This is a genomic window from Thioalkalivibrio sp. ALJ12 (assembly GCF_000378305.1).
Lineage (GTDB): Bacteria > Pseudomonadota > Gammaproteobacteria > Ectothiorhodospirales > Ectothiorhodospiraceae > Thioalkalivibrio.
The window spans coordinates 941,981-953,966 of sequence record NZ_KB899538.1; the positions used below are offsets into that span (position 1 = coordinate 941,981).

Sequence of the window (11,986 nt, forward strand, 5' to 3'; positions counted from 1 at the left end):
CGGGATCAGGGCTGCTCGCCCCAGCGCAGCTTGGTGCGCAGGACGCGCAGGAAGTAGTGCTCGCGCGGGTGGATCAGGGTCAGGTTGCGCTCGCGGCGGCGGATGCGCACCAGATCGCCGGGGGCAAAGTCGATGTTCTCCTGGCCATCCAGCGCAATCTGGGCCGGCGACCGGCTCCCGCTGGACAGGCGAATCTCCACCGTGGAACGGCCGCTGACCACCAGCGGGCGGTGGTTCAGGCTGTGCGGGCAGACGGGGACCATGACCATCGCGTCCAGCTGCGGGGTCAGGATCGGGCCGCCAGCGGAAAGGGCGTAGGCAGTGGAGCCGGTGGGGGTGGCCACGACCAGCCCGTCGGCCCGCAGGCGGCCGATGTCCATGCCGTCGATCGCGGTGTCGAATTCGATGATGCGCACCACGCTCAGCACGTGCAGCACCACGTCGTTGAGCGCGATGCCTTCGTGGATGGTGACACCGTCGCGGATCAGCTCCGCCTCGAGCATCGCGCGCGGTTCCAACTCGTACGCGCCATCGAGGACCTCGCCCAGCTCCTCGCAGGCCGTCTCCGGCGAGACGTCCACCAGGAAGCCCAGTCGCCCGAGGTTGATGCCGAGTACTGGGGTCTCGTTGTCGGCAATCCGCCGGGCTGTGGCCAGCAACGTGCCGTCGCCGCCGATTACGACCAGCAGATCGGCGGCCTCGGCGAGTTCGGCCAGGGGGAGCAGGGCGATGTCGTCCGGACGGTCGAAGCCGGGGATGTCCTGCTCCATGTGGACCTGGCGGCCGCGCGAGTGCAGCAGCTCCACTAGCCGTGCCACCAGTGGGCCCGTGCGCGAGTCGCTGGTCTTGCCCACCAGCCCGATCGTCTTGAATTCCGGCATCATGGCGGCATTATCCGGAAAAGGGCGGGGGACTGCATCCGCGGTTTCTTGACGTCTCCCGGTGCGGATCGAACACTGGGCATTGTTACTCGCCCCCATGGAGCGCTGATCACCGATGGAAAACGCCGCGATCAATCTGGATGCCAGGGCCCGTACCCTGCTGCGGACCCTGATCGAGAGCTATATCCGCGACGGTCAGCCGGTCGGCTCGCGCACCCTCGCGCGCACCTCCGGGCTCAAGGTCAGCGCGGCCACGGTGCGCAATGTGATGGCCGATCTCGAGGACCTGGGCCTGATCCAGGCGCCGCATACCTCCGCCGGGCGGATCCCGACCGCGAGCGGCTACCGCCTGTTCGTCGACAGCCTGCTCGAGGTGCGCGAACCAACGGTCGAGGAGATCCGCGCGATCCAGTCGGGTTTCGACCCGAACGCGACCACCCAGGACTTGATGGGCGCGACCTCCAACCTGCTGTCGCAGGTGACGCGCATGGCGGGCATGGTGCGTCTGCCGCGCCACCGTAACGTGGCGCTCAGCCAGCTCGAGTTCCTGCGCCTGGGCGAGCGCCGGGTGCTGGCGATCCTGGTGATCGACGGCAAGGAGGTGCAGAACCGCGTACTGGAGCTCGAGCGCGACTTCGATCAGGACGACCTCCAGCGCATGGCCAACTACCTGAACGCACACCTGGCTGGCAAGAGCCTGCACGCGGTGCGCGATGCCCTGCTGCGCGAGATGCGCGACGTGCGCGAGAACCTCGATGCGATGATGCTGGCGGCCATTGATCTGGGCGAGAAGGCCGTGGCCGGCGAAGACCCGGACGATGTCGTGGTGGCGGGCCAGACCCACCTGCTCAGCTACGAGGAGCTGGCGGACATCGATCGCCTGCGCCAGTTGCTGGAGGCATTCAACGAGAAGCGCGAGATCCTCGGGATTCTGGATCAGTGCATCCGCAGCGACCGGGTACAAATCTTCATCGGGCGCGAGTCCGGGCTCGACTGGTTCGAGAACTGTTCGGTGGTCACCGCCCCCTACAGTGTCGACGGGGAAGTGGTCGGCGTGCTCGGGGTGATCGGGCCTACGCGCATGTCCTACGATCGCGTGATTCCGATTGTGGATGTGACCGCGCGCCTGCTGGGGTCGGCGCTTGGCGACCCGGTCCATGACACGAAATAGTCGGACGCCCTTGAAACCGCCCAGGGTGCCCCCAGAGTCCCGATAGTCAAACCGAATTGATCCGCGTGTGCCGCCCGTAGGGTCCGGCATGCGTTTTACTTTTTCACCGATTCTACGAGGCAGACATGTCCGATCAGCGTGAACCCCAGGAACCGGCGGAAGCATTCGAGGCCGCGGATTCGGAGCACACCCAGCCCGAGGGCGACGAGGCCGTTGAGGGTGTCGATGCCCGCCTCCAGGAGCTCGAGGCCCTGGCCGAGGAACGCCGCGACCAGGCACTGCGCGCTCAGGCGGAGCTGGAGAACCAGCGCCGGCGCTTCGAGCGCGAGCTGGAGAACGCGCACAAGTACGCGATGGAAAAGTTTGCCTCCGAGATGCTGGAGGTGGGTGACTCCCTGGAGATGGGCCTGCAGGCCGCCCGCGAGTCCAAGGATGTCGAGCGCATCATCGAGGGCGCCGAGCTGACCTTGAAAAACCTGAACCGGGTGTTCGAGAAGTTCGGCATCCAGGCCGAGGACCCGACCGGCGAGCGTTTCGACCCGGAACGCCACCAGGCGATGTCCATGCAGGAAGATCCGGAGAACCCGCCGAATACCGTGGTGGCCACCATGCAGAAGGGCTACCTGTTGCAGGACCGTGTGCTGCGCCCGGCGATGGTCGTGGTCTCCAAGGCGCCCACCTCGCCCAACATCGACGAGAGCGCCTGACCCGGTCTCTCCGGGACGGTTTTCGGGGCGCGTGACAGGGCGTCCCTTGAAAACGCGGCCGGGGGCCCCAGATTCCCGTACAAGTTGGCAGAGAGTTGTTCTCTGCCGCGCAAAAATTTTCGCATCAGGAGAATTCAGCCATGGGCAAGATCATCGGTATCGACCTCGGGACCACCAACTCCTGCGTCGCCGTCATGGAAGGCGACCAGGCCAAGGTCATCGAGAACGCGGAAGGCACCCGCACCACCCCGTCCATCGTCGCGTTCAGTGAAGATGGCGAGGTGCTGGTCGGCCAGTCCGCCAAGCGCCAGGCGGTTACCAATCCGCAGAACACCATCTTTGCGGCCAAACGCCTGATCGGGCGCAAGTTCGATGAAGGCGAGGTCCAGAAGGACATCAAGCTCGTCTCCTACAACATCGTGAAGGCCGACAACGGTGATGCGTGGATCGAGGTGCAGGGCAAGAAGATGGCCCCGCCGGAGATCTCCGCGCGTGTGCTGCAGAAGATGAAGAAGACCGCCGAGGACTACCTGGGCGAGACGGTGACCGAGGCGGTGATCACCGTCCCGGCCTACTTCAACGACTCCCAGCGTCAGGCGACCAAGGATGCCGGCAAGATCGCCGGGCTCGAGGTCAAGCGCATCATCAACGAGCCGACCGCGGCCGCGCTGGCTTACGGCATGGACAAGCAGCGCGGGGATCGCAAGATCGCCGTGTATGACCTGGGTGGCGGTACCTTCGACGTCTCGATCATCGAGATCGCCGAGGTGGACGGCGAGCACCAGTTCGAGGTGCTGGCGACCAACGGCGATACCTTCCTGGGTGGCGAGGACTTCGACAACCGCCTGATCGACTACCTGGTCGAGGAATTCAAGAAGGACCAGGGCATCGACATCAAGGGCGACCCGCTGGCGATGCAGCGCGTGAAGGAGGCCGCCGAGAAGGCCAAGATCGAGCTGTCCTCCAGCCAGCAGACCGAGGTCAACCTGCCGTACATCACGGCCGACAACACCGGGCCGAAGCACCTGGCGCTGAAGATTACCCGCGCCAAGCTGGAAAGCCTGGTCGACGACCTGGTCAAGCGCTCCATCGAGCCGTGCAAGGTCGCGCTGAAGGATGCCGGCCTGTCCGCCTCCGAGGTGGATGACGTGATCCTGGTCGGCGGTCAGACCCGCATGCCCAAGGTGCAGGAAGCGGTGCAGTCCTTCTTCGGCAAGGAGCCGCGCAAGGACGTGAACCCGGACGAGGCCGTTGCGGTGGGTGCCGCGGTGCAGGCTGGCGTGCTGGGTGGTGACGTCAAGGACGTGCTGCTGCTGGATGTGACCCCGCTGTCGCTCGGGATCGAGACCATGGGCGGCGTGATGACCAAGCTGATCGAGAAGAACACCACCATCCCGACCCGGGCCAACCAGGTGTTCTCCACCGCCGACGACAACCAGACCGCGGTGACCGTGCACGTGCTGCAGGGCGAGCGCGACATGGCCAGCGCCAACAAGTCGCTGGGCCGCTTTGACCTGCAGGACATCCCGGCCGCGCCGCGCGGTGTGCCGCAGATCGAGGTCACCTTCGATATCGACTCCAACGGTATCCTGAACGTCTCGGCCAAGGACAAGGCGACCGGCAAGGAGAACAAGATCGTGATCAAGGCCTCCTCCGGCCTGTCCGATGAGGAAGTCGAACAGATGGTCAAGGATGCCGAGGCCCACGCCGAGGAAGACAAGAAGTTCCAGCAGCTGGTCGGCGCGCGCAATCAGGCCGATGCCCTGGTGCACTCGGCCGAGAAGTCGCTGAAGGACCTGAGTGACCAGGTCTCCGACGACGAGCGTTCCGCGATCGAGGCGGCCGTCGCCGAGGTGAAGAAGGCCATGGAGGGTGACGACGTCGAGGCCATCGAACAGTCCACCCAGAAGCTGGCCGAGGCCTCCGGCAAACTGGCCGAGAAGGCCTATGCCCAGGGCGCAGATGCCGCGGGCGAGGCCGGGGCCGAGCAGGCCGGTGGCGAACAGCAGGCCGACGACGTCGTGGACGCCGAGTTCGAGGAAGTCGACGACGACCAGAAGAAGCAGGGCTGATGCCGCAGCCGGCGGGGCTTCGCGTCCTTCCGGTCCTGTTTGAACGCCGCGCCCGGGGTACTCGTGACTCCGGGCGTTTGCGTGAAGGCATTCCGCGTTCGCGCGAACGATCTACCTGGAAATGACCATGTCACAACGCGACTATTACGAGGTGCTGGGCGTCGCCAAGGACGCCTCGGCCGCCGACATCAAGAAGGCCTTTCGCCGCCTGGCGATGAAGTACCACCCCGATCGCAATCCGGGGGACGAGGAGGCCGAGGCCAAGTTCAAGGAGGCGCGCGCTGCCTATGACGTCCTCAGTGACGACCAGAAGCGTGCAGCCTACGACCGCTACGGACATGCCGGCGTCGATGGTGGGGCCGGGGGCTTTGGTGGTGGTGCCGGGGCCTCCAATTTCTCGGACATCTTCGAGGATATCTTTGGCGACATCTTCGGGGGTGGCGGTGGCCGCGCGCGCGGTTCGCGCGCATTCCGCGGCTCCGACCTGCAGTACAACCTGGACCTGACCCTGGAGGAGGCCGTATTTGGCACCGAGGTCAAGATCCGCATCCCGACCACCGTCTCCTGCGAGGCCTGTGACGGCTCGGGTGCCGAACCGGGTACTTCGCCGGAGACCTGTCCGACCTGTAACGGCGTGGGCCAGGTGCGCATCCAGCAGGGCTTTTTCTCGGTGCAGCAGACCTGCCCGCGCTGCGAGGGCTCGGGCAAGATCGTCGCCAGCCCCTGCAAGGCCTGTAATGGCAACGGCCGGGTGCAGGAGCAGAACACGCTGGACGTGAAGATCCCCGCAGGGGTCGACAGCGGTGACCGCATCCGCCTGGCCGGCCAGGGCGAGGCCGGCGTCAACGGCGGTCCGCCGGGGGATCTCTATGTGCAGGTGCGGGTCAAGCCGCACAAGCTGTTCCGCCGCGACGGATCGGATCTGCACATCGAGGTGCCGATCTCGTTCGCCACCGCCGCACTCGGTGGCGAACTGGAGGTCCCCTGCCTGGACGGCCGGGTGAAGCTGAAGGTGCCGGCCGAGACGCAGACCGGCAAGCAGTTCCGCGTCGGTGGCAAGGGCGTGCAGTCCGTGCACGGGGGGGGTGTCGGCGATCTGATCTGCCGGGTGACCGTGGAGACCCCGATCAACCTGACCAAGGAACAAAAAGCGCTGCTGCGCCAGTTCGAGGACTCGACTCAGGCGGGCGGCACCAAGCACAGCCCGCAGGCGCACTCCTGGCTGGATGGCGTGAAGGGCTTTTTCGAGGACCTGAACTTCTGGTCGAAATAGGCTAGGGAAACACTGATTTAATCGCACGTCCGCGTTGGTGCCCCCTGTTCCCCGATCCTGCGTTGCGCCGCTTGCGGGTAGAACCACTACCCGCTGCACGACGCGCCTTGTCTCGGAAAACAGGGGGCACCAACGCGGACGTGCGATTGAATCAGCGTCTCCCTAGGTCAGGTCGCCTCGAAGTCGAACGTCGGTTTGGCCAGGGGCGACTGGATGAAGTACCCCTGCACCAGGTTGACGTTCAGCCCGTACAGTACGGCGAGCACGCTGGCATCCTCGACGTGCGGCACGATCACCTGCTTGCCCTTGGCGTGCGCCGCGTCGACGTACTCGCGGATCGCCTCCTGGTTTTCCTCGTTCTCCGCCAGCCCCTCGACGAACGAGGGGTCGAGCTTGATGTGATCGGCCTCCAGGTGCTGCAGCAACTGGAAAGGGTTCAGGCCATTGCCGAAGTCGTCGATGCACAGGTGGCTGTGCATCTCGACCAGGCCGCGCGATACTTTCATCGCCGGCTTCAGGTTGGTGACCACGGTCGGCTCCTTGAGCTCGACCACGACGTTGTCGGCCGGGATGCGCAGGGCGTGCAGGTCATCGTTGAGCCAGCTGACCACAGTCGGGTCGCCCATTGAGCCGGTGCCCAGCTTCAGGAAAAACTGGGTCTTGGGCTGAGCCTTCAGGCACCCGGCGAGTTCGCCCAGCGCGGTCTTGACGATCCAGCGATCCACCGCCGGGGCCATGCCCGTGCGTTCGGCCGCAGGCAGGAAGGCAGATGGCTCGTGCAGGTGGCCGTCGGCGTCGCGCAGGCGCACGAACACCGAATAGCGCGGCCGGTCGTTGCCGTGCAGATGCACGATCGGCTGGAAGCGAAGCTCCAGGCGGTCATGGTCCAGGGCGTCCTGGATGCGCAGCTTCCACTGCTGGTCGGCCTGGCCCTGGGTCAGCTCGCCTTCGGCCGGGTGGTAGAAGCGATGGACGCCGCCGCCGGCCTCGACCGCCTCCTCCAGCGCCCGGTGGGCCTGGTCGAGCAGATCCTCCGTGCTGGGGGCGCTTTCGTCGGCGATCACGGCGCCGGCCGACAGGGTGCAGTTGGTCGACGACTGGTTGAGTTCGAAGACATGCCCGGTGACGGCCTGCATCAGGCTGTGGATGCGCTCCTCGACCTCCTGGCGGCGGGTCTCCGGCGCCAGGACACCGAAGTGTTCGCCCTCCAGACGTGCGGCAATGGCGGGTTCGGGGAAATGATCCTCGATGACTTTGCCCATGTCGGCCAGGAGCAGGTCGGCGGCCGACATCCCGACCTTCGCGCGGATCTCCGCGAAGCGGTCGACTGCCAAGGTCAGCAGGGCGAAGGGTTTCTCCGTCTCCTCGGCCCGGGTCTGAGCGCTCTCGATTGTGGACAGGAAGTGCTGGCGGTTGTACAGACCGGTGACCAGATCGCGCTGCGATAGGAAGTCGATTCGCTCCGCCAGCTCGGGGTCTTCCTGGCTGGCTTCCAGCTGGAGCTGGGTGCAGGCCTCGCCCTCCACGCTTGCGGCGGACAGGCGCAGGTCGGCCTCGAATGGCAGGCCATCGATACTCTGCAGGTGGAAGTGGGCGCGAGCCGTATCGCCTTCCTCGCCATTCTGGAAGCGGCGCAGCAGCGCCTTCATCTCGCCGCGGTTATCGGCCGTGACCAGGTCCATCAGTGGCAGCCCGTCGACCTCGTCCGGATCCTCGATACCGAAGCGTTCGCGCCAGGAGGCGTTGGCGTACAGGTGCATGCCCTCGTGGACATACGCGATCGCGTCGCGCGAGTTATCGAGCAGCAACTGGCAGCGGTTCTCCGACTCGTGCAGGGAGGCCTCAAGACGCTGGACACGCTGGCGCAGGCGCCGTTGTTCGGCCGCGCGGATGGCCATCAGGCTCGCCAGTTCCACCTGTTCGTGATCGACCACGGCGAAACTCCCGGCCTCGTAGTCCAGGACACGCTCGGGCTCCGGACGCTCGGTCAGCAGGACCAGCGGGATGCGGCGCCCACTGTCGCGCAGGGCCGTATCGACCACCTCTCGCGAGAGCACGAGACCGGGCTCGATCAATACGACCACGTCGTGTCGCGTGTTCTCCAGCGCGTTGATCAGGTCGTCCTGGGTCTCGACCTGCTCCGGGCGTACCGCGCTACCCCGCGTACGAATGCTGCTGATGACTTGCTCGGCGAGGTTCGGATTCGCCGTGACAAAGAGGATTCGGATGGTTTCGCTCATGCGGGTCCATTATTGCGTTCGCGCGGTGTGAGCGACAGCCCGGGCTGGGCCTGGTCAGTCACCGCTTCATTGGCTTCCATGTCATCGGGAGGCGGTTCTCCCAGCGTCAGATCGGTCATCCGGCAGCCAGTTTCGGTAAACAGTGTCGTACCGGTACGCTCGCTGTCCAGTGCCAGGACACGCGGGCGGCCCGCCAGCCAGCATACGACGCGGCTCTCGTGGTCGAACACCTGGGCCGGCATGAACAGCGCCGCCCCGCCACGATCCCTGCGCAGCGAGGCAAACAGACCCGGGTGCGCCGGGCCGGCCGCGCGGCCATTGCGATACTCCTGCAGTTGCACCGGCAGGCCGCGCTCGGCGAGAAATTCCACCCCGATGCTGATCTCGATGTCGCTTTCGTAGCGGATCCAGCGCAGGACCCCGATGGTCCAGTAGTGGTCGTCGGGGTGGCGCAGGGCGGCCAGGTCGCCAATCAGTAGTGACTGGCGGGGCTGGGCCAGCCGCAGGCGCAGTCCGCCCGCCCCGATGTCGTCCACGGTCCATTGCTCGGGGGGGTGCCGCTTGGTGATCGGGGTGCGGGGTTCGCCCGGACGGGCACTCTCCAGCCCGCGGCCGACGTTCTCCCAGGCGGCTGCGGCCGCATCGGGCGGCCCCTCAGCCAGTTTGCGCAGTTCCGACGGTGGCCGGTGTGGGCTCGCGGCATCCACCAGGGCGAAGTCCGAGCCGCGCTCGGCGGCGGTGGACATGTGGTAAACGCCCACTCGATCCGTGTCCCGGGTGACCCCGCTGGGGAGGGGCGTATGCGATGTGTCGCGCTTTCGTTCCTCCAGTTCCTCGCACAGGAAGTGCTGGATGCGCTTGATCCCCAACAGGCACAGGCGGTGCTGGCCCTCGGTGGTTTCGCGCGAATGCTGGCGGGTGGGCAGCTGCGACCAGAGCCGCAGCAGGCGTTCGGTCAGGCTGCGCTCGTCCGGGCGCCGGTGCGGTTCCAGGCGGCGAGGCGCCTCTCGCAGCTGCTCCAGCACCGGCCCGAGTTCGACACAACAGTCACCGTGCAGCCGCGCGTGCTCGCGCAGTGTCAGCCCCGGAGGGTGGGCGCTGTCGAGGGCCGCACACAGGACCGGGAGGTCGGGGTGCGGGGTCGCGGACAGCCCTTCGGCGCAGGACAGCGGCAGACGGTCCAGCCAGCGAGCCAGCAGGTCGACCTCGCCCACCTCCAGGGCATTGGGGTCGCTGCCGCCCAGCAGCATCAGACGTGCCGCCAGGGTCTCGACCGGGGCCATGGACAGGGGCCCATAGCGAGGCTCGTCGCGCGGCTGTGCCTGCGCGAGGTTCTGTGCGCGTGCCCATGACAGGAGGGCGTAGGTACGCTGCCAGAAGTCATCCGGGAGCGGTTGATACAGGCGCCAGTGGTGTACGGCCTGGGCGGCGCTCAAGGCCAGGGCGGCCTGCAGCGCACGCGCACTGCGTTCGCTCTGCCCGTGGTGTTCACGGGCAATCAGGAGCCAGGCGGTAAGCAGGCTGTCCAGTGCCTCGGCCTGTTCGCGCGCGCGCTTCAGGCTGCGCGCTCCCAGGGGGAGCATGCGCTGGGAAAGGGATTTCCCGGTCCGCTGTAGCAAGGGCAGCAGGGGCTCCTCCAGCAGGGTGATCAGCGAGTAACGAACCCCGGGTTGCAGCGCGAAACTGTTCAGTTCTCTCAGGGCCTGACGCAGATGGGAAAAGGCCGAGTCCGGGTCGGCCGACGGGAGCGCTCGACACCACTGGCGCAGGCTGCGCGGCTGGCGATGCGGGAAGCTCTCGGGGCCGGCCGTGCGGGTGGGCAGTTTGGGCAGGGTGTCGGTCATGAGGGGGTCTGGAGGTTGCACCGTTAGTGGCCGGGCATCCGTTCACTGTAGCACCTCCCGAGGGGGCTGCTAATCAAGGCCTCTGTGCGCGCCTTCATAGCCCGGCCCAACGGGGCGTCTTGCCGGGCTCGCCCGGGACCTCGCGGACCAGGCGGGGCACCAGGTAGCCGGGCAGCCGGGCATGCAGGGCCTGGTGCAGCTCCAGCGCGCGCTGTTCCGTGACCTCGAAGTGGGCGGTGCCCCGTGTGCGGTCTAACAGGTGGAGGTAGTAGGGCAGGATACCGTGGCGAAAACCGTCCTCCTGGAGCTCGCACAGGGTGTCCGGGTCATCGTTGATCCCGGCCAGCAGTACCGCCTGGTTCAGCAGTGTGATGCCGCGCGCGCGCAGACGCGCAAGGGCGGCGGCGGCCGGGTCGGCAAACTCCCTGGGGTGGTTGGCGTGCAGGACCAGTACATGATGCAGGCGTCCCTTGCCCAGCCAGTTGAGCAGCTGGTTGTCCACCCGCTCCGGCAGGACGACCGGCAGCCGCGTGTGGATGCGCAGGCGCTCGAGGTGGGGGATGGCCTCCAGCCGCCGGACCAGATCGGCGAGGCGGGGATCCGACAGCGACAGGGGGTCACCGCCGCTCAGGATTACCTCGCGGATGGAGCTGTCGGCGTGGATGTAGGCAAGCGCTGGCGCCCAGTCCTCCTGGGACGCGTTGTGCTCGGCATACGGAAACTCGCGGCGGAAACAGTAGCGACAGTGCACCGCGCAGGCCCCGGTCGTCAGCAACAGCACGCGACCGTGGTACTTGTGCACGAGACCCGGGGCGGCCAGGGCGTCGTGGTCGCCCACCGGGTCCGCCACGAAGCCCGGGTGTTCCTCGCTCTCCTGCTGCTGCGGGAGGACTTGCAGCAGCAGCGGGTCTTGCGGGTCCGCCTTGCGCATGCGTGCGAGGTAGCTCCTCGGCACGCGCACCCGAAACAGGGTATGGCCCGCGTGCAGGCCGGGCAGGTGAGCCGGGTCCAGTTCCAGTTCGCGGGCCAGGGTCTCGGGGTCGCGGATCGCGCGGGCGAGCGCCTGCTGCCAGGCCGGGGTGGTGTCCCCCGTGTGGGTTCGGTCGCTCGGCTGGGTTCCCCGCGGCGTGCGCGTTATCATGATGGGCTTTGTGGGCATGGCGGACTCGTTAGTGGGCGGTCATGTCCGCGCCACGCAATCGCTTGAGGACTGACGCGCAATGGCAACCTACAGTACCAACGAATTCAAGGCCGGTCTCAAACTCCTGCTGGATGGCGACCCGCAGGCCATCGTCGAGAACGAATTCGTCAAGCCAGGCAAGGGCCAGGCCTTCAACCGCGTCAAGCTGCGCAACCTGCGCACGGGGCGGGTGCTGGAAAAGACCTTCAAGTCCGGTGAGTCGGTCGAGGCGGCCGATGTCATGGATACCGAGATGCAGTACCTCTACAACGATGGCGAGTTCTGGCATTTCATGGTGCCGGACACCTTCGAGCAGTACGCGGTCGGCGAGGCCGCGCTCGGTGGCTGCGGTCAATGGCTGAAGGAGCAGGACGTCTGCACCGTAACCCTGTGGAACGGCGAACCGCTGTCGGTGGTGCCGCCGTCCTTTGTCGAGATGAAGATTACCCAGTGCGACCCGGGCGTGCGCGGTGATACCGCCCAGGGCGGCACCAAGCCCGCAACGCTCGAGAGCGGTGCGGTGGTCAAGGTCCCGCTGTTCGTCGAGGAAGGCGAGACGGTCAAGGTCGACACCCGCTCCGGCGAGTACGTCTCGCGCGTCTGATTGCCGCGGGCGGC

General features: G+C 66.7%; 9 protein-coding genes. 5 read left to right on the forward strand and 4 right to left on the reverse strand.

What is annotated here, in order from left to right; genetic code table 11:
* Nucleotides 1-5 precede the first annotated feature (5 nt).
* Nucleotides 6-884, reverse strand: a complete 879-nt coding sequence (locus tag F467_RS0104555; RefSeq protein WP_018137674.1) for an NAD(+) kinase — start codon at nucleotides 882-884, stop codon at nucleotides 6-8.
* Nucleotides 885-996: 112 nt separating this feature from the next.
* Between F467_RS0104555 and hrcA the strand changes: the two genes are divergently transcribed.
* From hrcA to dnaJ, 4 genes are all read left to right on the forward strand, one after another.
* Nucleotides 997-2,052 (forward strand): heat-inducible transcriptional repressor HrcA, encoded by a 1,056-nt coding sequence (gene hrcA, locus F467_RS0104560; RefSeq protein WP_018137675.1) that lies wholly within the window; start codon nucleotides 997-999, stop codon nucleotides 2,050-2,052.
* A 125-nt stretch (nucleotides 2,053-2,177) separates the two neighbouring features.
* The gene (gene grpE / locus F467_RS0104565; RefSeq protein ID WP_018137676.1) at nucleotides 2,178-2,759 is read left to right on the forward strand and encodes a nucleotide exchange factor GrpE; all 582 of its coding nucleotides are present in this window, start codon (nucleotides 2,178-2,180) and stop codon (nucleotides 2,757-2,759) included.
* Between the two features lie 140 nt (nucleotides 2,760-2,899).
* Complete coding sequence (dnaK, locus tag F467_RS0104570) at nucleotides 2,900-4,831, forward strand: molecular chaperone DnaK (RefSeq protein ID WP_018137677.1); 1,932 nt, start codon at nucleotides 2,900-2,902, stop codon at nucleotides 4,829-4,831.
* 121 nt (nucleotides 4,832-4,952) lie between these two features.
* On the forward strand, nucleotides 4,953-6,104 hold the full coding sequence (gene dnaJ, locus F467_RS0104575; protein ID WP_018137678.1) for a molecular chaperone DnaJ: 1,152 nt from the start codon (nucleotides 4,953-4,955) through the stop codon (nucleotides 6,102-6,104).
* Nucleotides 6,105-6,271: 167 nt separating this feature from the next.
* On the opposite strand, the gene F467_RS0104580 is transcribed toward dnaJ, so the two are convergent.
* The 3 genes from F467_RS0104580 to epmB form a co-directional block, all read right to left on the reverse strand.
* Nucleotides 6,272-8,344, reverse strand: coding sequence for an EAL domain-containing protein (locus tag F467_RS0104580; protein WP_018137745.1), 2,073 nt, complete (start codon nucleotides 8,342-8,344; stop codon nucleotides 6,272-6,274).
* Nucleotides 8,341-10,188 (reverse strand): hypothetical protein, encoded by a 1,848-nt coding sequence (locus F467_RS0104585; RefSeq protein WP_018137744.1) that lies wholly within the window; start codon nucleotides 10,186-10,188, stop codon nucleotides 8,341-8,343. The genes F467_RS0104580 and F467_RS0104585 overlap by 4 nt, the downstream gene beginning before the upstream one ends.
* A 94-nt stretch (nucleotides 10,189-10,282) precedes the next feature.
* Nucleotides 10,283-11,347: an EF-P beta-lysylation protein EpmB gene (gene epmB, locus F467_RS0104590; protein ID WP_018137743.1), complete on the reverse strand. Its 1,065-nt coding sequence runs from the start codon at nucleotides 11,345-11,347 to the stop codon at nucleotides 10,283-10,285.
* Between the two features lie 61 nt (nucleotides 11,348-11,408).
* Between epmB and efp the strand changes: the two genes are divergently transcribed.
* Nucleotides 11,409-11,972 (forward strand): elongation factor P, encoded by a 564-nt coding sequence (gene efp, locus F467_RS0104595; RefSeq protein ID WP_018137742.1) that lies wholly within the window; start codon nucleotides 11,409-11,411, stop codon nucleotides 11,970-11,972.
* The last annotated feature ends 14 nt before the right edge of the window (nucleotides 11,973-11,986 follow it).

What these genes read in the sequence shown, in the direction of transcription:
- F467_RS0104555 (WP_018137674.1), bottom strand. Translation starts at nt 884, where the DNA reads ATGATGCCGGAATTCAAGACGATCGGGCTGGTGGGCAAGACCAGCGAC.
- hrcA (WP_018137675.1), top strand. Translation starts at nt 997, where the DNA reads ATGGAAAACGCCGCGATCAATCTGGATGCCAGGGCCCGTACCCTGCTG.
- grpE (WP_018137676.1), top strand. Translation starts at nt 2,178, where the DNA reads ATGTCCGATCAGCGTGAACCCCAGGAACCGGCGGAAGCATTCGAGGCC.
- dnaK (WP_018137677.1), top strand. Translation starts at nt 2,900, where the DNA reads ATGGGCAAGATCATCGGTATCGACCTCGGGACCACCAACTCCTGCGTC.
- dnaJ (WP_018137678.1), top strand. Translation starts at nt 4,953, where the DNA reads ATGACCATGTCACAACGCGACTATTACGAGGTGCTGGGCGTCGCCAAG.
- F467_RS0104580 (WP_018137745.1), bottom strand. Translation starts at nt 8,344, where the DNA reads ATGAGCGAAACCATCCGAATCCTCTTTGTCACGGCGAATCCGAACCTC.
- F467_RS0104585 (WP_018137744.1), bottom strand. Translation starts at nt 10,188, where the DNA reads ATGACCGACACCCTGCCCAAACTGCCCACCCGCACGGCCGGCCCCGAG.
- epmB (WP_018137743.1), bottom strand. Translation starts at nt 11,347, where the DNA reads ATGCCCACAAAGCCCATCATGATAACGCGCACGCCGCGGGGAACCCAG.
- efp (WP_018137742.1), top strand. Translation starts at nt 11,409, where the DNA reads ATGGCAACCTACAGTACCAACGAATTCAAGGCCGGTCTCAAACTCCTG.